This window comes from Flavobacterium lipolyticum (assembly GCF_020905335.1).
GTDB lineage: Bacteria > Bacteroidota > Bacteroidia > Flavobacteriales > Flavobacteriaceae > Flavobacterium > Flavobacterium lipolyticum.
Window position 1 is genome coordinate 2,917,156 of record NZ_JAJJMN010000001.1, and the last position, 21,352, is coordinate 2,938,507.

The 21,352-nt window shown below is 37.5% G+C and carries 12 protein-coding genes; 11 read left to right on the forward strand and 1 reads right to left on the reverse strand.

Annotated features, from left to right (window positions below; genetic code table 11):
- Positions 1-32: 32 nt before the first annotated feature.
- Positions 33-521 (reverse strand): DUF1761 domain-containing protein, encoded by a 489-nt coding sequence (locus tag LNQ34_RS12800; RefSeq protein WP_230000036.1) that lies wholly within the window; start codon positions 519-521, stop codon positions 33-35.
- A 180-nt stretch (positions 522-701) separates the two neighbouring features.
- On the opposite strand from LNQ34_RS12800, the gene LNQ34_RS12805 reads away from it, so the two are divergent.
- From LNQ34_RS12805 to LNQ34_RS12855, 11 genes are all read left to right on the forward strand, one after another.
- On the forward strand, positions 702-1,415 hold the full coding sequence (locus LNQ34_RS12805; protein WP_230000037.1) for a leucine-rich repeat domain-containing protein: 714 nt from the start codon (positions 702-704) through the stop codon (positions 1,413-1,415).
- 246 nt (positions 1,416-1,661) lie between these two features.
- Positions 1,662-1,967 (forward strand): hypothetical protein, encoded by a 306-nt coding sequence (locus LNQ34_RS12810; protein WP_202703751.1) that lies wholly within the window; start codon positions 1,662-1,664, stop codon positions 1,965-1,967.
- A 588-nt stretch (positions 1,968-2,555) separates the two neighbouring features.
- Positions 2,556-4,658 carry a glycoside hydrolase family 97 protein gene (locus LNQ34_RS12815; protein ID WP_230000038.1) on the forward strand — a complete coding sequence of 701 codons (2,103 nt, stop codon included), beginning with the start codon at positions 2,556-2,558 and terminating at the stop codon, positions 4,656-4,658.
- Positions 4,659-4,799: 141 nt separating this feature from the next.
- Complete coding sequence (locus tag LNQ34_RS12820) at positions 4,800-5,768, forward strand: type I phosphomannose isomerase catalytic subunit (protein ID WP_230000039.1); 969 nt, start codon at positions 4,800-4,802, stop codon at positions 5,766-5,768.
- 299 nt (positions 5,769-6,067) lie between these two features.
- The gene (locus LNQ34_RS12825) at positions 6,068-7,078 is read left to right on the forward strand and encodes a LacI family DNA-binding transcriptional regulator (RefSeq protein WP_202703833.1); all 1,011 of its coding nucleotides are present in this window, start codon (positions 6,068-6,070) and stop codon (positions 7,076-7,078) included.
- A 315-nt stretch (positions 7,079-7,393) separates the two neighbouring features.
- Positions 7,394-10,483: a SusC/RagA family TonB-linked outer membrane protein gene (locus LNQ34_RS12830; protein WP_230000040.1), complete on the forward strand. Its 3,090-nt coding sequence runs from the start codon at positions 7,394-7,396 to the stop codon at positions 10,481-10,483.
- Between the two features lie 15 nt (positions 10,484-10,498).
- Entirely contained in the window at positions 10,499-12,016 is a 1,518-nt protein-coding gene (locus LNQ34_RS12835; RefSeq protein WP_230000041.1) for a SusD/RagB family nutrient-binding outer membrane lipoprotein, read from the forward strand.
- 708 nt (positions 12,017-12,724) lie between these two features.
- Positions 12,725-14,713: a beta-mannosidase gene (locus LNQ34_RS12840; RefSeq protein ID WP_230000042.1), complete on the forward strand. Its 1,989-nt coding sequence runs from the start codon at positions 12,725-12,727 to the stop codon at positions 14,711-14,713.
- Between the two features lie 395 nt (positions 14,714-15,108).
- The gene (locus LNQ34_RS12845; RefSeq protein WP_230000043.1) at positions 15,109-17,385 is read left to right on the forward strand and encodes a GH92 family glycosyl hydrolase; all 2,277 of its coding nucleotides are present in this window, start codon (positions 15,109-15,111) and stop codon (positions 17,383-17,385) included.
- Positions 17,386-17,544: 159 nt separating this feature from the next.
- A complete protein-coding gene (locus LNQ34_RS12850) occupies positions 17,545-19,830 on the forward strand; it encodes a GH92 family glycosyl hydrolase (protein ID WP_230000044.1) in 2,286 nt (761 codons plus the stop codon).
- 4 nt (positions 19,831-19,834) lie between these two features.
- Positions 19,835-21,295, forward strand: coding sequence for a glycoside hydrolase family 125 protein (locus tag LNQ34_RS12855; RefSeq protein WP_230000045.1), 1,461 nt, complete (start codon positions 19,835-19,837; stop codon positions 21,293-21,295).
- The last annotated feature ends 57 nt before the right edge of the window (positions 21,296-21,352 follow it).

Consider the following 21,352-nt stretch of genomic DNA (forward strand, 5'->3'; position numbering starts at 1 on the left):
TTTAATTTCAAACGGGTTTGTATTTTTTAGAGTTAGGCAAATGCACAGATAATTCCGCCCATCAAAGTAAGGCAAACCGCCCAGTAACCTGCATGTATAAAGATATATTTCCACGATTTTCTTTCGAATAGGCCGTTGATTCCAATTATGGGAAAGACAAAAAAGAGTGCTGACATAAATCCGTGAAGAGTTCCGTGTTTAAAGGTACGGTAGGCTGTTCCATAGTCATTCATAAAAGCAGCAAATGATGGTTTAGCACTGGCGACCAAAGGAGGTCCGCCCACCATTCCCAAAGCACCGGTTTGATGGATGGTAAGAGACATTAAAATTACGGTAATCATTAACGAGAAAAGATACGTAAGACCGAATATTTTAAGCATATTTCCTTTTTGTAAGTCTTCCGGAGTGAGATTGTTCTCTCTCATCCAGATGGTTCCGAATACTTTAGGGTTGTACCAGATAAAACCAACAGCCAGTGTTACGATGGCTGATAAGAATAATGCAACAGGGTTAAATTCCATAATATGAGGTTTTTAGGATTAGTTGCTCAAATTTAAACAAAAAATCTCACAAAATGTGACTTAGCTTAAAGTAGTAAAATTAGGATTAAATTAATTTTTATCAACACTTTATCGACATTATGAGCTTTATAACTATGAAATGTATAATTTTGTGGTATCAATAAATCTTGAAGTTTTGTAATGAAAAGCTTAGTCCTGTTTTTTCTGGCTTTTATTTTTTCGCCTGCTATTTATGCTGATACCGTTTCAGATAAAGAGAAAGAGGCGCTTATCAAATTGTATGAGGTAACAAACGGATCGGAATGGAAGATAAAGTGGGATTTATCACTTTCGGTAGCTACCTGGTATGGGGTAAAAGTTGAAAATGGTAAAGTCGTCGGACTTCATTTGGCCAATAATAATTTGCAGGGAAATCTGCCTGTAGAATTGTTGACTTTGGTTAATCTGATTACGATCGATTTACACGACAATAAAATTCAGGGACAGCTTCCTTTGGAGATTGGAAAACTAAGCCAATTAGAAACTCTTGCTTTGTTTAATAATGAAATTCAGGGGCAGTTACCAGGGTCAATTTATACGATAAAGACTTTGAAAGTTTTGCTTTTAAATCAGAACAAATTGTCAGGAAGTTTGAGCAAAGAAGTAAGCAACTTTAGTGTTTTGGAAAACCTGAGTTTGTTTGATAATAATTTTGAAGGAGAAATTCCAAATGAATTAGAAAAATTAGGACATTTGTCTGAATTGAATCTTTCTTATAATAAATTTAAAGGAGGCGTTTCGAAAAATTTGATTTTATTAGATGCCTTAAATATGACGATGTTTGATGAAGAAGGAAATCCTTTTTTATTAGAAATAGCCGCTAGAAAAGAAACCACAATGGTTACCAGAAATTAATCGTGCTTATGAATGAATTTTACACTCGTTAAAAAGTGGATTAAATATATTTAGTTAATTGTTTAAAAACCGTAATTCGTTACGGTTTTTTTACGTCTGGTCTTTACTTTTTTGGAATGAAAAATAACATTTAATTTAGTGCATTTTTTTATCCATTACTTTTTTTTCATAACTTTAATTCTTCAATTTGCAGCAGAAAGCAATTTAGAACATAAAAGATAATCTAACCTTTTTAATTATAAAATTATGGTAGTACAGTATCAAGGTGAACAACACGGAAAAGCAACAACATTTACAATAAGAATTATAGGAAATAATCTGTCTAAAAGCAGTTCAAATTACCAGATTGATTTATTGGTCGGGGATAAAAAACTGCCCACTTTTACTACAGGAATTCACCAGAGTTTGTCCAACTGTTTAAAAGAGATTTATTTATTCAGAAAGCACCATGGAATTACATTTGAAGCTTCGTCAGAAAAAGTAGCACCGCTTTTAGTTCCGTATGACCTGGTTTTATACAATTACAATAAGTATGCATTGTTTATGGCATAAGCCAGACTTTGTTTGTCGCAACTATTTAGAAAGACTGCTTTTATAGGCAGTCTTTTTTTGTATCTGCAAATTTTGGAATGGATTTTCGTATTTAGTTGTAGTAAATCAATGTGGAAACTAATGTTCTGAAAGAGTTTTAGCAATAGTATAATGCGGAGCATTATGAGTAATGAGGGAGGTAGTTTGTGCCCTGAAAGGACATAAGCCTGATTTTGGCAAAAGAAAAATAGTTGTTCGATTCTGTTTTCTGCTTTTGCCCTTACAGGGTAATAATTCGCTCTTAATTTAGTACATGGTGCGTTGTGCCATGCTTATGCTTTTGGGCTTTCAGCCCTTTATGACTGCTTCTGATATCTATGTCTAAAGCCAGTATCGTAAGTTAAACCAGTTCTTCTGTTGTACTGTTTTACTTGGGATTTAGGAGTCGATCTTTACAATCAGAATAAATTTGATCACTTAGCAGTTTTTAGGTTTTCATATTGCTTTTTTAAGTTAAAGTTTTATATTTTTTCCTTTCAGGTATTTCTGTTTCATAAATTTTATTATGTTTGCTAAATCGATTTAGCAACACTTAGAACCCTTTTGTTTATGAAGAAAATTCTTTTAACCTGCTTTTTTATTATTGTTTCGAATGCATGGATCAATGCTCAGGAACTGAAGTCTCCCGATGGGAACCTGGTATTGACATTCCATTTAAATGCAGAGGGTACTCCGATTTATGCTCTGACCTACAAGAAAAAAGAAGTAATCAAAGAAAGCAGATTGGGTTTTATTTTAAAGTCGGATATCAAAATGAATAAAGGTTTTCAGATTGTTGGTACACAAAAACAATCAGAAGACAATTTCTGGGAACCGGTATTGGGAGAGCAGAAAAAAATCAGAAATCAGTACAATGAATTGAAGGCTGATTTGATACAGGAAAAGAGTAAACGAAAGATTTCTATTTATTTCCGTTTGTTCAATGATGGTTTGGGATTTCGATATGAGTTTCCGATACAGGATAAGCTGCGTCATTTTGTGATTCAGGAAGAAACTACCGAGTTTAATTTAACGGGGGATCATAAACTTTTTTGGATTCCGGGGGATTATGATACAAACGAGTACAGTTATACCACTTCAAAAATTTCGGAGATACCATCTTTGATGTACAATGCTGCTCACGTTTCGATGGCAGCACAAACAACGATTAAAAATCTGGCTGCACAAACGCCTTTGATGATGAAGACTAATGACGGACTTTATATTAATATTCACGAAGCCGCTTTAAAAAATTATCCGGCAATGTGTCTTAATGTTGATGATAAAACTTATTCGCTGAGTTCCCATTTGGTTCCTGATGCTGTTGGAAATAAAGGATACATTCAAACCGGAAGTTTTACGCCCTGGAGAACGATTGTGGTGAGTGATGATGCGCGAAATATACTGGCTTCAAAAATGATCTTAAACCTGAATGAACCTTGTGCTTTCGAAGATACTTCATGGATTAAACCGGTGAAATATATTGGGGTTTGGTGGGAATATTTTACCGGCGGAGGATCTACCTGGGCGTATTCTGACAATCAGGATGTAGTAATTGGAGCTACCGATTTTTCTAAACTGAAGCCTAATACAACACATGGAGCCAATACGAAACACGTAAAAGAATATATCGATTTTGCTTCGGCAAATGGTTTCGACGCTGTTTTGGTGGAAGGATGGAATGAGGGATGGGAAGATAATACCGCTTTTAAAAAGGAGCATATTTATAGTTTTACCAAACCTTATCCGGATTTTGATGTGAAAGATTTAAGTTTGTATGCCAAGCAGAAAGATGTGAAAATCATCATGCATCATGAGACTACCTCTTCGGCTTCAGAATATGAAAGACAACTTCCGGATGCCTTAAAGTTTATGGTTGATAATAACTATAATGCGGTAAAAACGGGCTATGTAGGACCAATTATTCCAAGAGGAGAACACCATGACGGGCAGCAAATGGTGAACCATTATACGTATGTAGCCAAGGAGGCAGCAAAGCATAAAATCATGGTAGATTCCCATGAAGCAGTTCGCCCAACGGGATTGCATCGTACCTATCCCAACTGGTTTGCGCAGGAATCAGCCAGAGGAACTGAGTTTGAGGCTATGGAGGGGATTCATCCTGATCACACTACAATTTTGCCCTTTACACGTCTTATGGGTGGGCCGATGGATTATACACCGGGAATTTTTCAGGGAGATTTATCCGTATACGGCTCAAAGAAAAACAAGTTGAGTACAACACTGGCGAAGCAATTGGCGCTTTATGTAACCATGTACAGCCCGTTGCAAATGGCGGCCGATTTGCCTGAAAACTATAGGCGTTTCAAGGATGCTTTTCAGTTTATAAAAGATGTTGCACTGGACTGGGATGACAGTTATATTCTCGAAGCAGAACCAGGAGATTATATCACAATAGCCAGAAAAGCTAAAGGAAAACAAGAATGGTTTGTAGGTGGAATTACGGATGAAAATCCACGTACTGCTCTCATTGATTTTAGTTTTTTGCCTGAAGGGAAAACCTATAGTGCAACGATTTATGAAGACGGAAAAACAGCCGATTATAAGAGTAATCCACAATCGTACAACATTCGTAAAATGACTGTAAATAGTAAAACGAAGTTAAAACAAATACTAGCCGCGAGTGGCGGTTTTGCGATTTCAATAAAGTAGAAAAGAGATAGAAATAACGCACAGATGGCGCGGATTTTTTTTCTGATCTTTGCGAATGGAAAATGGTTTAATCTGTGGCAAAAGAAAAAAACAAATAACCGGAGGGCGAGATTAATTCGTTCTTCTCAAAGACATAAAATAATGAGTATGAAAATTTATCCATTACAATTTGAACCAATCCTGAAAGAAAGAATCTGGGGAGGAGAGAAGCTAAAAACAATTCTGAATAAACCAATTACATCAAAAATTACAGGAGAAAGCTGGGAATTGTCTACTGTAGAAGGGGATGTAAGTATTGTTGCAAACGGAGCATTAAAAGGACAATTGTTAACTAATTTAATAGATCAATCGCCAAATGAGATTCTGGGAACAGCTGTTTACGAACGATTTGGGAATCAGTTTCCTTTGCTTTTTAAGTATTTGGATGCAAGAGAGGACTTATCGATACAAGTTCATCCAAACGATCAGTTGGCGAAAGAACGTCATAATTCGTTTGGTAAAACCGAAATGTGGTACGTGATGCAGGCAGATGCAGATGCGAGAATTATTGTGGGTTTTAAAGAAGATTCCAGTAAAGAAGAATATTTAGAAAACTTAAATAATAACGCCTTAGTTTCAATACTGGACGATGTAAAAGCCAAAGCCGGGGATGTTTTCTTTTTAGAAACAGGAACTGTTCACGCTATAGGTGCCGGTTTGGTTGTGGCAGAAATTCAGCAGACATCTGACATTACCTATCGTTTATATGATTTTGACAGAACAGATGCTCAGGGCAACAAAAGAGAACTGCATGTTGATTTGGCATTGGATGCGATTAATTACAAAAAAGTGGATACGCAGAAAAAGTATGAAACGACCTTAAACCAATCAAATGTAGTGGTCAATTGTCCTTATTTTACCACTAATTTCCTTCCGCTTGACGGAACTCTTGAAGTAAGTAAAAAAGGAGAAAGCTTTACGGTTTATATGTGTACGGAAGGCCATTTTGAAATTGCCTATCAAAACGTAAATTATCAATACAAACAAGGTGATACTGTATTGATTCCTGCAGGAATGCACAATTACAGCTTAAAAGGAACCGCTTCAGTTTTAGAAGTATATATCTCATAAAGAAAGTGGCGGAGACTATTTTTATCACGTTACAGGTCTTTAATTAGGGTTCATGATAATTTTATCGCTTTGAAAAATAGAGAATTGAAGAGAATTCATATTAAAAACAATAGCGATGATCAGGAACGGAAAAAATGATTAATGGAGAAAATACCTGTAAATACTGATGATTATATGTTTAATTAACTTTAAAATAATGATTTGTATAAAAAAAAGAATTACAAAATCGTTTTAGTAACTGTTTTTGTATATATTTGTGATATAATTAATAACTGCTTAATAAAAAATTAACTCATTAGATGAAAAAGATTACTATTAAGGATATTGCGACAGAGGCTCAGGTATCCATATCTACTGTATCTTTTGTTATCAATGGTAAAGGGGGAAAAATGGGCATCAGTCCGGCAGTGATCAAAAAGGTACAGGAAGTGGCCGAAAAGCTCAATTACAGACCCAGTATGATTGCTACCAGTCTTAGAACCGGGAAAACCAGATCTATAGGGCTTATTGTTGAAGATATTTCGAATCAGTTTTTTGCTGATCTCGCCAGGGTTATTGAAGATGAAGCGAAGAGTATTGATTATAGGGTTTTTTATTGCAGTACAGGAGGAGATGATGAACGTTCTGAAGAGTTGATACATAGTTTATTACAGGCCAATGTAGATGGTTTTATTGTAACGCCAACTCAGAATCTGGAAAATAGCATTGATCTTCTTTTAAAGTTAAAAAAACCGGTTGTACTGATCGACAGATATTTTCCGGGACAAAGAGTGAGTCATGTGGTGATGGATAATTATGAAGCCTCCAATTCGGCTGCAAAATTCCTGATCAGTAAGGGACGCAAAAATATTGCGGTGGTAAATAATACCTCCGAGATGATTCAGATGAAGCTGCGTGAGGATGGATACAGAGATGCTTTGAAGGAAGCGGAAATGTACAATCCGTCACTTGTTCTTCACATGGATTACCATACTAATGAAGAGGCGAGAATTGCGGGAATAATAGATTTCTTTGAAAAGAACCTTGATATTGACGCCGTTTTGTTTTTGGCGAATTATATGGGACTTGCCGGACTTCAGGCTTTCCGAAGAATGGGAATCAAAATTCCGGAAGATATTTCGGTAATTAGTTTTGATGATCACGACAGTTTTAAATTGCATACGCCAACCATTAGTGTTATTGAACAGCCGATAGAAGATATTGCTGTAAAATCCATACAATTGTTAATGAGTCAGATGACGGATATGGAGAAGTTTGAAGTAGAAAAAAGTCTTAAAAAAGGAAAATTGATTATTAGAGAATCGGTTTAAAATTTTGAGAAAAAAAAATAAAAAGGGAAAAGAAACGGTTCGTTTTTTTTTAACCGTTTTACTAAATCGTTTTAGTAAATTTTAGATCAATTAAATTGAAAATGAGTTAGGTTTCTGATCAGTTTACGATATCGATTTCTTAAAGGAGTGCTTATAAACATGACTATAAATAAGGCCGGGATATTTATAAGGTGCAAACCTTATAAGTATCCTAATTAAAAAGGAGTTCAAAATTTTTTATTAATTATTTAAAACAATCAAATTAGAAACAATCACAAAAATCAAAACAAACAAATAACCAAAAAAAGAATGCTTATGAAACGAATATTGGCAGTGTTAGGAATGGTGTTGTTCAGCAGCTTAGGAGCTGTGGCGCAAAACCGATTGATAACAGGCATAGTAGCTGATGCAGAAAACAAGGGAATTGTTGCTGCATCGATTGAGGTTCAGGGAAAACCGTATAGTGCAATCACTGATGCGGAAGGCCGATTTAAAATGAATGTGCCCGAAGGACCGGTTACTTTAAATGTATCCTCTATAGGTTTTAATCCGCAATCAGTAGTGTTGCAGCAAAACCAAAACAAAATTTCAGTGGTATTAGTAGAAAATACTCAGGAATTAAAAGATGTGGTAGTAACCTCATTTGGAGTTAAAAAACAAAAGAAAAGTTTAGGATATGCCGTTGGAGAACTGAAAGGCGATGAACTGACAAAAAATAAGGAAATTAACTTAGGAAATGCTCTTCAGGGAAAAATTGCCGGAGTTAACGTTTCTGCACCGGTTACAGGACCTTCAGGATCAAGCCGTGTGGTAATTCGTGGTGCGACTTCAGCTTCGGGACTTAACCAGCCTTTGTATGTAGTCGATGGTATTCCGATTGATAACAGCCAACAGGGAAATGCAGGAATGTGGGGAGGTGCCGATAAAGGAGACGGTATGTCGTCTTTCAATCCTGATGATATCGCGTCTATGTCGGTATTAAAAGGTAGTGCGGCTTCTGCTCTTTACGGATACAGAGGATCAAACGGTGTAATTTTAATTACGACTAAAAAAGGAAAGAGCGGAACAGGAATAGGAGTAGATTTTAGTACTAACGCTACATTTAACACGCCAGCAAGTTTATTAAACTGGCAAGATCAATACGGAGCGGGAGCACCGGTAAATGGGGTGGCTACAAGATTTAAAAACCTGCAGGAACTTAGAGATTCTTACTATTTTGCATGGGGAGACAAATACGACGGTACACCTTCTTTATCTATTGACGGAACGACCAGACCTTATCAGGCTTACGGGAAAAATAACGTTGAAAATTTCTACAGAACGGGATTTTCTTCCAGTAATACTTTAGCAATTTCGGGAGGAAGCGAAACTACTAATTTCAGATTGTCTTTCGGAAATACAAAAGACGAATCGATCATGCCGGGAACAAACTTTGGTAGAAATAACATTGCTTTAAGTTTAAATTCAGCAGTAAATAAAAAAATAAGCATCGAGACTAACGCTCAGTATATCACAGAGAAAAGTCACAACCGTCCTTATTTGAATGATTCACCTAGAAATCCTTCTTTTCCGACTACTTTCTTAACACCAGGTACTGATATCAGATGGATTAGTAATGGTTTTGATGCAAATGGCGGAGAGGCAGATTATTTTGGGGCAAATGTTTACCATACAAACCCTTATTATGCAACACAATCTCCTTTAAATGATGATCTTAGAAAACGTTTCATTGGTTCTGCAAAGGTAAACTACAACATCACTGATAAAATCTATGCAAAAGGTGTTCTTGGAGTGGATGATATTAATTATGAGTATACGGAGATTGAACCAACAGGAATTAACTACAATCCTGGAGGATCTTATGAGAACAGAGTAGAAAACCGCTCAGAATATAATGCTTCGGCTTATTTAGGATACAAAGGAGATATCGTTAAAAATTTATCTTTAGATGCTTTCATTGGAGCTAACCGTCAACACAACAGATTCAGCGGAATTAAAATGAGAGGGAATAACTTTATTGTTCCGTTCCAATATTTCTATGGGAATACACAACCGGACAAATCGGAGAAATTGTTTTCAGAAAGTGAAGTAAACTCTCTTTTCTATTCGGCCGATTTAGGATACAAAGATTTCTTATACTTAAGTTTAACAGGTCGTGAAGATTGGTTTTCTACTTTAGATCCATCCAGCAACAGTACGTTTTACCCATCTGTAAGTTCAAGTTTTATTTACTCTGAAATAATCGATTTGCCGGAATGGATGTCATACGGAAAATTCAGAGCAGGTTGGGGTAACGTAGGAGGTGCACTGCCGGATGCTTATGCTTTGGCTTTGACCTATACTTCACCGGACGGTCAAACGGATTCTTTAGGACAGCCAATTTTAGGAGTGAATGGAGAAACAATTCCAAACAGAACTTTAAAACCTTATAATGTAAGCACAATCGAGTTTGGTTTTGAAAATACATTCTTCAATAACAGAGTAAGTACCGACTTGACTTTCTACAGCAAAAAAACGACGAATGATATTACGGATGCTGATGTTTCTCAGTCTTCAGGCTACAGAACTACTAAAATTAACGTAGGAGAGATTCTGAACAAAGGGGTTGAGTTTGCCATCAATGTAAAAGCAGTTAAAACACCAAACTTCTCCTGGAGTGTAGGATATAATTTTGCTTATAATAACAGTGAGGTTCTTAAGCTTTCAGATAAAATTACAACCAAATCATTGGAAGGGAACAGAGACGGAAGAGCTTCTGTGGTGTTAGAAAAAGGACAGCCTTTTGGTGTGATCAAAGCTTATGACTATTTAAGAGATGCTAACGGAAATATCGTAATCGATACTAATGGAAAATTCCTGAGAGGAAACCTGATTATTGCAGGACAAGGTGTTGCACCAACATCAATGGGACTTTCAAATGACTTCCAGTACAAAAACTTTACACTTTCCGTTTTTGTAGATGCTAAATTTGGAGGAGAGATTTACTCTGCTACGAACCAGTTAGGAACCCGTTACGGATTAACAGAACAAACTGTTTCAGGCCGTGAAGGAGGAGTTGCAGTAAAAGGAACAGATGTTAACGGAAATCCGGTAAACACCACAGTTTCTGCTTACGATTACTGGAGAAGCTATAGTGATGTAACTTCAAACTTTGTTTACGATGCCGATTTTGTGAAACTAAGAGCCATCTCTTTTAGCTATAATTTCCCAAAAGCTTATTTGTCAAAAACCCCATTCCAAGCAATCAGCTTAGCATTTTCAGCACATAATTTATGGACGATTTACGATAAAGTTCCAAACATTGACCCGGAATCAAACTATTCTAATAGTAATGCGCAAGGTCTTGAAAGAGCTTCTATGCCTTTGACGAGAAACTATGGACTGACACTTAATGTGAAATTTTAATAAACCAACTGAAAGATGAAAAATAAATATATAAAAATATTTTGTATCGCAATTGTAGGAGCCATGACGCTGACTTCATGCGATAAAGGATTCGAAGAGTTAAATAAGAATCCAAATGCTTTGCTTGATCCGGCTGTAAAATCAATGTTTACACTTGCTGAGATCTACGTTGACGGACAAGATTTCTCCAATACCAGAGGAAATAACCTGTATGCGGCACAAATCGTTCAGCAATTTTCTTCATTAGGAGGACCAGGTTCAAAATATAGCTATTCCTCGGAATATTCTGCGGCACTTTTTAGTGAGTCTTATGGTAAAGGATTGAATCAGATTTTTCAATTGATGTCAGTGGCAAAAGATGCACCAGAAAACTCCAATATGATTCAGGCTTGCAGAATCATGAAAGTGCTTATGTTTCAAAAATTGACAGATACTTACGGAGAAGTTCCTTACTTCGATGCTGGTAAAGGGTACAATGGAAATGTTTTTGCTCCAAAATACGATACGCAGGAAGTTATCTACAATGATCTTCTGAAAGAATTAGACGAAGCCGGAGATGCTTTAGATGTTACTAAACCATTCGTGGGTAATGCTGATTTATATTACCAGAGTAATGTTACTAAATGGAAAAAACTGGCGAACTCTTTAATGTTGAGAGTAGCGATGCGTTTGTCTAAAGTAAATCCTGCCAAAGCAAAACAGTATGTGGAGAAAGCAGTTTCTAAAGGTGTTTTTACTTCAAATGATGACAGTTTAGTTTTAAAACATGATGCAGGTCCGGTTGGCGTGAAAACCAATCCAATTACCTCTTCATGGGTTAGAAACGATCTGAACAAAGGAGATGCAAACATCAAATTCAGTAAAACGTATATTGATGCGTTGAAAAACAGTAACGATCCGCGTTTAAGAATTTATGCTAAACTGGAAGCTACAGGAAACAACAATCCTGCTAGTCAGCAAGGTCTGGCCAATGATGCAAAAGAATTTCCGGGAGGAGACAAAAAATTGTTCTCAGATCCTAACACTTCTACAGTATTACGCTTAGATGCTCCTACTTTAATCATGTCTTATGCTGAGGTTCAGTTTATATTGGCAGAAGCAGCAGTAAAAGGATGGAGTGTTGGAGGAAATGCACAGAAGTTTTATGAAGACGGTGTAAAAGCAGCTATGGAAGTGCTTACTATTTTTGGAGACAAAGTACCGGCAGTTACGTCTGCAGAATATACCGCTTATATGACAGCAAATCCGTTTAAAGCAGCAGGAACCGAGGCTCAAAAAATCGAGCAGATTATCACTCAAAAATGGATTGTATTGCTATTCAATGGTTTTGAAGCATTTTCAGAATACAGAAGAACAGGATATCCGGTTTTAGTTCCGGTAAATGATCCAACAGGAGAAACAAAAGGAACTATACCAAGAAGATTAATTTATGATCAGTCAGAATTGATTACCAATTCGGCTAATTATAAAGAAGCAATTGCTCGCCAGGGGTTGGATTTAATGACAACCAGAATCTGGTGGGACAAGCAATAGTTTTATGCGTTAGGTGAGTTAGTTGAGTTAAGCCGGGTAGGGATACCTGTACCTCCCGGCTTATTTTTTAATTTTCTGTTTGATTTTCACTAATTTAGAGGAGTTGTATCCGAAAAAGTTCGATAAATCTTAATCCCTTTTTTTCGCAAGAGAAATTAGCTTCTGCTGAAAAAGATGGAATTATCATCCAAAGAACATCACAATTAGGACAGACTTTTAAGAAATCGAAAATCAGAAATCGAGAGTTTAAAATCAGCGATCTAAAATGAATTAAAGCTTGGCAGCCGTAAAAAAAGGAAATGATTTCAGAATATTTTGTTAGTTGCTTTTATTCCGTAATAAAAACCTAAAGCGAGAAGGAAATAATTGAAAAAGATTTATCCTTCTCCAACTGCCAGCGACAGCATTAGAAAAAAGATTTAACACATAGAAACATAGATTTTTAGGTGTAAAAAGAGAACAAAAAAGAAATATATTTCTTTCACATAAAAGGGTATGTGTATTTCAATGAAGTGGAACGTCTTTTTTAGGAATACAGAACCTATGTCACGATGTGTTAAACTAAATTACAACGGATAAATAGTTTATGAGTCAGTTAATACCGATTGTATATGCATTATCGTCTACTAAAAGTTAGACCATTTTCATACAACATCGGCATTGTACCAGAAACCGGAAGACTAGATACATAATTATAATTGGTATAAAATGGAGTATACAAAAAGATTTTATTGGTTTGTCGGCGTTTGTCTCGCCAATTTTTCATTGGCGGCAAATGCCCAAAATAAAGATTTAAAAACCGGCTGGCAGTATCGGGAGACTAAAACTGAAAAATGGTATCCTGCGACAGTTCCGGGAGAAATACATACCGATTTGCTGAACAATAAAACCATACCGGATCCATTTTACCGGGACAATGAAAAAAAACTGACCTGGATCGAAAAGAAAGACTGGGAGTATAAAACGACTTTTCAGGTAAGCGCGGCAACACTCGCTAAAAAACATACAGAACTGGTTTTTGACGGACTGGATACTTATGCCACTGTTTATTTGAACAATCAGGTAGTTTTAAAAGCCGACAATATGTTCCTGCAATGGCGCGTAGATGTAAAAAAAGTACTGAAATCAGGAAATAACAACCTGGTTATTGTATTTAAATCGGCGCAAAATGTAGTCGATTCCCTGGCCAAGAAAGATTTACCTTTTGTAATTCCCGACAATCCACGTGCGTATGTACGTAAAGCACAATACCATTTTGGATGGGACTGGGGACCAAAATTCACCACTTGCGGAATTTGGAAAACCCCTCGTTTAGAAGCTTACGACAAAAAGGAAGCTGAGAAACCGTATGTGTTAGACCGTAAAATCGAATTGGTTCAGGAACCGGATAAGGTAGGTAAAACCTTTTATTTTAAAATAGACGGAAAACCGGTCTATATGAAAGGAGCCAATTACATTCCGTCGGATGCGTTTCTTTCGAGAGTCACCAAAAAAGAATATGAAAAAGTAATTGGGATGGCCAAAGAGGCCAATATGAATATGCTTCGCGTATGGGGAGGCGGTATTTATGAAGACGATTATTTCTACGATTTATGCGATAAAAACGGCATCTACGTCTGGCAGGATTTTATGTTTGCGGGAACAATGGTACCGGGAGATGATGCTTTTTTTGCCAATGTAAAAAAAGAAGTTCAGTATCAGGTAAAACGCTTACGTCATCACAAGAGTATTGTTTTGTGGTGTGGCAATAACGAAATCGACGAAGCCTTTAAAGACTGGGGATGGCAAAAAAGTATGAAAATGCCCAAACAGGATTCTATTCGTTTATGGAAAGACTACGTTCGTTTGTTTCAGGACAGTATCCCAAAATGGGTAAAAGAAGTAGACAATAAACGACCGTATATTAGTTCTTCACCATCATTTCACTGGTCGAAAGCAAAAAGTTTAACAGAAGGTGACAGCCATTATTGGGGAACCTGGTGGGGCTTGGAAGATGTGGAAGCCGTGCAAAATAAAACAGGACGTTTTGTGAGCGAATACGGAATGCAGGCCATGCCAAACTATTCGTCGATCGAAAGATTTACAAAAGCTGAAGATCGCTATTTGTATTCGGATATTTTACAGGCCCATCAAAAAGCCGGAAAAGGATTCATGAAATTAGATTCGTACCTGAACCGATATTTTATTGATTCTACCAAAATAAAGAAAATGAATGTGGAGGATTATACGTATCTCACACAGTGTTTACAATATTATTCCCTTAAAAATATTATTGGCATCCATCGTTCAAAAGCACCTTACAATATGGGAACATTGGTTTGGCAGCTTAACGATTGTTGGCCGGTAGCAAGCTGGAGCGTTACCGATTATTACGACAGACAGCCCAAAGCAGCATGGTACGCTATGAAAGAAGCCTATCGTGATGATAAAACGCCGGAAATTGATTTGACCCGTCCGATCAATCTAAAATTGGAAGACCCAAAAATCACCTGGCAGGTAAAAGGAAATAAGGTGATTCTAAAAGCCTCGAAATTGGCCAAATACGTCAACGTTTCTATAAAAGGATATACCGGAAAGTGGAGCGACAACTATTTCGATTTGAAAGCAGGAGAAGAGAAAACCATCACGTTTGAAGGTGCGATAGCAAAGCCAATCATTAGAGTTTATTCTCTATATGATGTTCTTAAAAGGTACTAAGGTTCTGAGAGGCTGAGGTTCTGAGTTTTTTAGGTTCAAAGGTTCAAAGCGACAAAGGTTTTTTGTAGAGGCGCATGGCAGTACGTCTGCTTGGCGGACTTTGCGTAAAACCTTGCGCATTTTGCGGTTAAATTTTAAAAATAGCGGTGTAGATCAGTTTATCTTAAAAGGTTCTGAGAGGCTGAGGTTCTGAGTTTTTTTAGTTACAAAGGTTCAAAGGTTCAAAGCGACAAAGGTTTTTAACAGAGGTGGAGTGCGTCTGCTTGGCGAGCTTTGCGTAAATCCTTGCGCGCTTTGCGGTTAAATTTTTAGGTTCAAAATTAAAAAATAGCTATGTAAATCTGTTTAATCAGTGTCATCCGTGGCCAATCAACACAAGTCAATAAAAAAATAATATGTTTACAAAATATAACAAAATAGCTTTTAGCGGGATTTTAGCTTTAAATCTATTTTTTGCCAATCCCGTTGTTTCACAGCAAAAGAAGGCAAAACAAACCCATTTAGATTATACTCAATATGTAAATCCGTTTATTGGCTCGGCGGGCCACGGACACGTATTTGTGGGAGCCAACGTTCCATTTGGAGCAGTACAATTAGGTCCTGTAAATGTTTTTGAAGGCTGGGATTGGTGCAGTGGATACAACTATGCCAGTAACACTATTTTAGGTTTTACACATACCCATTTGAGCGGAACAGGAATTGGAGATCTGAACGATATCCTTCTATTGCCGGTATCCGGAAAAGTGCCGCTTACCAAAGGAACAAAAGAAGACATGACTACCGGTTACGGCTCTTATTTCTCACATCAGAATGAAGTGAGTAAAGCCGGGTATTACAGCGTTATCTTAGACAAATATAAAATTAAAGCAGAGCTGACCGCCAGTGAAAGAGTTGGTTTTCATAAGTATACTTTTAATTCCACTACGGATAATCATATTTTACTGGATCTTGCAGACGGAATTGGCTGGGATAAACCGGTTAAAACGTTTATCAAAAAAATCAATGAAACTACGCTTGTTGGCTATAGATATTCTGCCGGCTGGGCCACCGATCAGCGTATTTTTTTCACCATGGAATTTTCGGAACCAATTGCTGCGATGGCCTTGTATGATGCTACCACTGCAATTGCCGGAAACGAAGGAGAAGCCTTGAAAATGAAAGCGGTTCTTGATTTTAAAGCGTTAAAAAACAAACAGATTTTAGTAAAAGTTGGAATATCTCCGGTAAGTTATGAGAATGCTTCGGCAAACATTAAAGCCGAGATTCCGGGTTGGAATTTTGAGGCTGTAGCCAAAGAAGCAACTTCAAAATGGAACAAAGAACTGAACAAAATTCAGATCAAAGCCGACGATAAAACGATGAAAGTTTTTTACACTGCGATGTACCACACCATGTTTGCGCCTTCCATCTTTAATGATGTTAACGGAGATTACAGAGGTACCGATAAGAAAGTGTACGAAAAAGCAAATTTTACCAACTATACCACCTTCTCACTTTGGGATACGTATCGCGGACTGCATCCATTGTACACCCTTACACAGCCCGACAAAATCAATGATATTGTGAAGTCGTTCCTGGCCATTTATGAGCAGCAGGGAAGATTGCCGGTTTGGCATTTAATGGGGAATGAAACCAATACCATGAACGGAAATCACTCCATAGCGGTTATCGTTGATGCTTATAGAAAAGGATACAGAGGATATGATGTTGCCTTGGCCTACGAAGCCATCAAAAAAACAGCCATGCAAACCCGCGACGGAATGGATTATGTACAAAAACTGCAATACATCCCCGCAGATAAAATGCTCGAATCTGTTGGAAATGCTTTAGAATATGCTATCGATGATTACTGCGTAGCCTTAATGGCAAAGGATCTGAACAAAACGGAAGATTATAATTATTTCTCGAAAAGAGCCAATTTATACAAGCTTTACTTCGACAAAGAAACCACTTTTATGAGAGGTAAGTTGACGGATGGAAATTGGAGAACACCTTTCAATCCGCTTTCATCAGCACACCGAAAAGACGATTATGTAGAAGGAAATGCCTGGCAGTACACCTGGTTAGTTCCGCAGGATCCTTATGGTTTGATTGATTTGTTTGGAAGTGAAGATAAATTTCTGGCCAAATTAGACTCTCTTTTCTTAATCACAGACAAAGTAGAAGGGGAGGAAATCTCTCCGGATATTAGCGGTTTAATTGGTCAGTACGCACAAGGAAACGAACCGAATCATCATATTCCGTACCTGTACGCTTACGCAGGACAACCTTGGAAAACGGCAAAACTAATCCGTGAAATCGATGAGAAATTCTATTCGACAAAACCGGACGGATTGTGCGGAAACGAAGATTTGGGGCAAATGTCGGCTTGGTATGTTTTCTCTTCCATGGGATTTTACTCGGTTAATCCGGCCAACGGAATTTATGTATTAGGAAGTCCGTTAGTCAATACGGCAACGATACATCACAAAGAAGGTATTTCGTTTACCCTCAAAGCTGTCGATAACAGCAAGACAAATATCTATATCCAAAAAGCAGAGTACAACGGGAAACCTTATACAAAATCATACATTACACACGATATGATCGTAAAAGGAGGAGAATTGAAATTGTATATGGGAAGCAAACCGTCGATGACTTTTGGAGTGAAAAAAGAAGACAGACCGCTTTAGAATTTTAGATTGCAGATTTTAGATTGCAGATTTTAGATTGCAGATTTTAGATTTTAGAATAAAGAATAAAGAGTATAGATTTTAGATTTTTAGAAGAGATCAGTTACCGTTTTTAGCTTATAGCCTATCGCTTAAAGCCTAAAGCAAAAAAATAAAAACATGAAAATAAAGAGTTTACTTTTTTTAGGACTATTGCAATGCTTCGGTTTTGTTAATGCACAGATCAAAGCGATAGATGCTGTAGAGTATGTAAATCCATTAATGGGAACACAGTCCTTGCACAGTCTTTCGAATGGAAATACGTATCCGGCGATTTGCAGACCTTGGGGAATGAATTTCTGGACACCACAAACCGGAAAAATGGGTGACGGTTGGGCTTATATTTACACTGCCGAGAAGATCAGAGGATTCAAACAAACCCATCAACCTTCACCCTGGATGAACGATTACGGACAGTTTTCGATCATGCCGGTAACCGGTAAATTGGCTTTTACCGAAGACGAAAGAGCAAGCTGGTTCAGTCACAAAGCAGAGGTTTCAAAGCCGTATTATTACAGCGTTTACCTGGCCGATTACGATGTAACCACAGAAATCACCACTACCGAAAGAGCGGCACATTTTCAGATCACCTTTCCGGAAAACGAACAGTCTTCTATCGTAATCGATGCTTTTGACAAAGGATCTTACATCAAAATAATTCCGTCCGAAAATAAAATTATCGGTTATACCACCCGCAATAGTGGTGGAGTTCATGAGAATTTCAAAAACTATTTTGTACTGCAATTCGATAAGCCTTTTGCGACTACTGCTGCCTGGCACGGGAAAGTTTTAGAAAAAGACAAACTCGAATTAAAAGACAATCATGTAGGTGCTGTTATTGGATTTAAAACTAAAAAGGGAGAAATCGTAAACGTAAAAGTTTCCTCTTCATTTATTAGTTTCGAACAAGCCGAATTGAATTTAAAGAACGAATTAGGTACAGCATCATTTACCGAAACCGTAGCACAATCCAAACAGGAATGGAATAAAGTTTTAGGAAAATTAAATGCCGAAGGCGGAAGCGAAGAACAATTAAAAACGTTTTACTCCTGCTTGTACCGCACCGTTTGTTTTCCGCAAAAACAGTATGAGATTAATGCAAAAGGAGAAACGGTGCACTACAGCCCGTATAATGGTAAAGTATTACCAGGTTATAGTTTTGCAGGAACAGGTTTTTGGGATACTTTCCGGGCCTTGTATCCTTTGTTGAATTTAGTTTATCCTTCGATTAATAAAGAAATGCAGGAAGGATTAATCAACGATTATAAAGAAGGAGGCTTTTTGCCGGAATGGTCAAGCCCGGGATTCCGCGACGTGATGGTAGGAAACAACTCGGCCTCGGTAGTTTCAGATGCTTATATGAAAGGATTACGCGGTTATGACATCAACAAACTGTACGAAGCCCTAGTACACGGAGCCAATAACGAAGGTCTCTTAGAAGCAGTAGGACGAAAAGGAGTATCCTATTACAATACTTTAGGATACGTTCCTTATGATGTGAAAATTAACGAAAATGCGGCAAGAACCTTAGAATATGCCTACGATGATTTTACGATTTGGAAATTAGCGAAAGCATTAAATCGTCCGAAAAAAGAAATCGATTTGTTTGAAAAAAGAATGATGAATTATAAGAATCTTTATAATCCTGAAATCGGATGGATGAGCGGTAGAAATAAAGATGGAAGTTTCCCGAAAAATTTTAATCCGCTTAAATGGGGAGATGCTTTTACAGAAGGAAATGCTTTGCATTACAGCTGGAGTGTATTTCATGATGTACAAGGCTTGATTGGTTTAATGGGAGGGGAGAAAAAATTCACTGCTAAATTAGACGCTGTTTTTACAACACCTCCGGTTTTTGATGACAGTTATTACGGAGCGGTTATTCATGAAATTCGCGAAATGCAAATTATGAATATGGGACAATATGCCCACGGTAATCAGCCGATTCAGCACATGATTTATTTGTACAACTATGCCGGAGAGCCTTGGAAAACGCAATATTGGTCAAGAGAAGTGATGAACCGTTTGTACAAACCCACTCCGGATGGTTATTGCGGAGATGAGGATAACGGACAAACCTCTGCCTGGTATATTTTCTCGGCTATGGGATTCTACCCGGTTTGCCCGGGAACCGACGAGTATGTACTTGGAGCGCCTTTGTTCAAGAAAATTACGCTGGAACTCGAAAACGGAAAACATTTGGTCATCAATGCTCCAAACAATTCAGCTGACAACAAATACGTTCAGGAATTAAAATGGAACAACACCACCCATACCAAAAACTTCATCAACCATTTTGAAGTATTAAAAGGAGGGGAATTCAATTTCGACATGAGCAGTAAACCCAATTTACAAAGAGGAACTTCTTCAAGTGCCTATCCATATTCTTATTCAACTTCAAAATAATACTATGCAGTCACGTAGAAAATTTATAAAAAATACAGGGATTTTTTCAGCAGGATTATTGGCGCTTCAAACGGATGTTTTCGGAATGCAATCGGATGTATTCAATTTTGCACTAAAAGATTTTATTACCAAAAGACCTCCGTTGGCAGAACGAAAATTTACCAGTAGAGCAATTGAAGCTGCCATTGTAAGAATCAAAAAACAAATTGCGAATCCGGAACTTGCCTGGTTGTTTGAAAACTGTTTTCCGAACACCTTAGATACCACTGTCGATTTTGAAATTATCGACGGAAAACCGGATACTTATGTCATTACAGGAGATATCGATGCCATGTGGCTGCGTGACAGTACAGCGCAGATCTGGCCTTATATTCCATTTGTAAAAGAAGATAAAAAACTAGCAGAACTGGTAAAAGGAGTAATCAATCGTCAGACCAAATGCATTTTGCTAGATCCGTATGCAAACGCTTTCTACAAAGATTTTGCGCAAGTGAGTGAGTGGAAAAACGACATGACCAAGATGCAGCCCGGTATTCACGAACGCAAATGGGAGATCGACAGTTTGTGTTACCCCATACGACTGGCACACGGTTATTGGAAGGAAACAGGAGATATCAGTTTGTTCGACAGCAAGTGGAAAGAAGCGATGCTTTTGGTATTGCAGACTTTCAAAGAGCAGCAGAGAATGCACGATAAAGGACCTTACAATTTCCAACGGGTTACAGCCTGGGCGACAGACGGAGTACCTTTAAGCGGTTACGGATATCCGGTAAAACCATGCGGATTAATTGTTTCGACTTTCAGACCTAGTGACGACAGTACGCTGTTTGGTTATTTAATTCCGAGTAATATGTTCGCGATCGAAGTATTGGGGTATCTGATCGAAATTTTCTCTTTACCGGCTTTAAAAGACGATGATTTGGTGGCAAAAGCCAAAGAATTGCGTGGACAGGTTCAAAAAGGACTGGAAGAAAACGGAATCATCGAACATCCTAAGTTCGGAAAAATCATAGCTTTTGAAGTTAACGGTTATGGCAGTTTCCACATGATGGACGATGCGAATGTTCCTTCTTTATTGTCTTTGCCGTATTTAGGCGCGATAGCACCCGACAGTCCATTGTATCTGAATACCCGAAAAGTGGTACTCTCAGAAAACAATCCTTTTTTCTACAAAGGAAAAGCAGGAGAGGGGATTGGCGGTCCGCATACCGGGACAGATACCATTTGGCCAATGAGTATCGTTTTGAGAGCCATTACCAGCGTAGACGAGCAGGAAATTAAACAATGCATCAGCAACCTGATCAAAACAAATGCCGATACCGGTTTCATGCACGAGTCATTCCATAAAGACGATGTAGCCAAATTTACCCGAAAATGGTTTGCATGGGCCAATACCCTATTTGGAGAAATGATTGTACATACCAGCATTCATTATCCTCAAATTTTAAAAGATAAAAACATTTAAACTAAAATATTTACCATTAAGGAATTAGTAAAACTAGAGATAAAAATATTCACCATT

Excerpts from the sequence above, each read along its gene's own strand:
- LNQ34_RS12800 (WP_230000036.1), bottom strand. The coding sequence starts at position 521 with ATGGAATTTAACCCTGTTGCATTATTCTTATCAGCCATCGTAACACTG.
- LNQ34_RS12805 (WP_230000037.1), top strand. The coding sequence starts at position 702 with ATGAAAAGCTTAGTCCTGTTTTTTCTGGCTTTTATTTTTTCGCCTGCT.
- LNQ34_RS12810 (WP_202703751.1), top strand. The coding sequence starts at position 1,662 with ATGGTAGTACAGTATCAAGGTGAACAACACGGAAAAGCAACAACATTT.
- LNQ34_RS12815 (WP_230000038.1), top strand. The coding sequence starts at position 2,556 with ATGAAGAAAATTCTTTTAACCTGCTTTTTTATTATTGTTTCGAATGCA.
- LNQ34_RS12820 (WP_230000039.1), top strand. The coding sequence starts at position 4,800 with ATGAGTATGAAAATTTATCCATTACAATTTGAACCAATCCTGAAAGAA.
- LNQ34_RS12825 (WP_202703833.1), top strand. The coding sequence starts at position 6,068 with ATGAAAAAGATTACTATTAAGGATATTGCGACAGAGGCTCAGGTATCC.
- LNQ34_RS12830 (WP_230000040.1), top strand. The coding sequence starts at position 7,394 with ATGAAACGAATATTGGCAGTGTTAGGAATGGTGTTGTTCAGCAGCTTA.
- LNQ34_RS12835 (WP_230000041.1), top strand. The coding sequence starts at position 10,499 with ATGAAAAATAAATATATAAAAATATTTTGTATCGCAATTGTAGGAGCC.
- LNQ34_RS12840 (WP_230000042.1), top strand. The coding sequence starts at position 12,725 with ATGGAGTATACAAAAAGATTTTATTGGTTTGTCGGCGTTTGTCTCGCC.
- LNQ34_RS12845 (WP_230000043.1), top strand. The coding sequence starts at position 15,109 with ATGTTTACAAAATATAACAAAATAGCTTTTAGCGGGATTTTAGCTTTA.
- LNQ34_RS12850 (WP_230000044.1), top strand. The coding sequence starts at position 17,545 with ATGAAAATAAAGAGTTTACTTTTTTTAGGACTATTGCAATGCTTCGGT.
- LNQ34_RS12855 (WP_230000045.1), top strand. The coding sequence starts at position 19,835 with ATGCAGTCACGTAGAAAATTTATAAAAAATACAGGGATTTTTTCAGCA.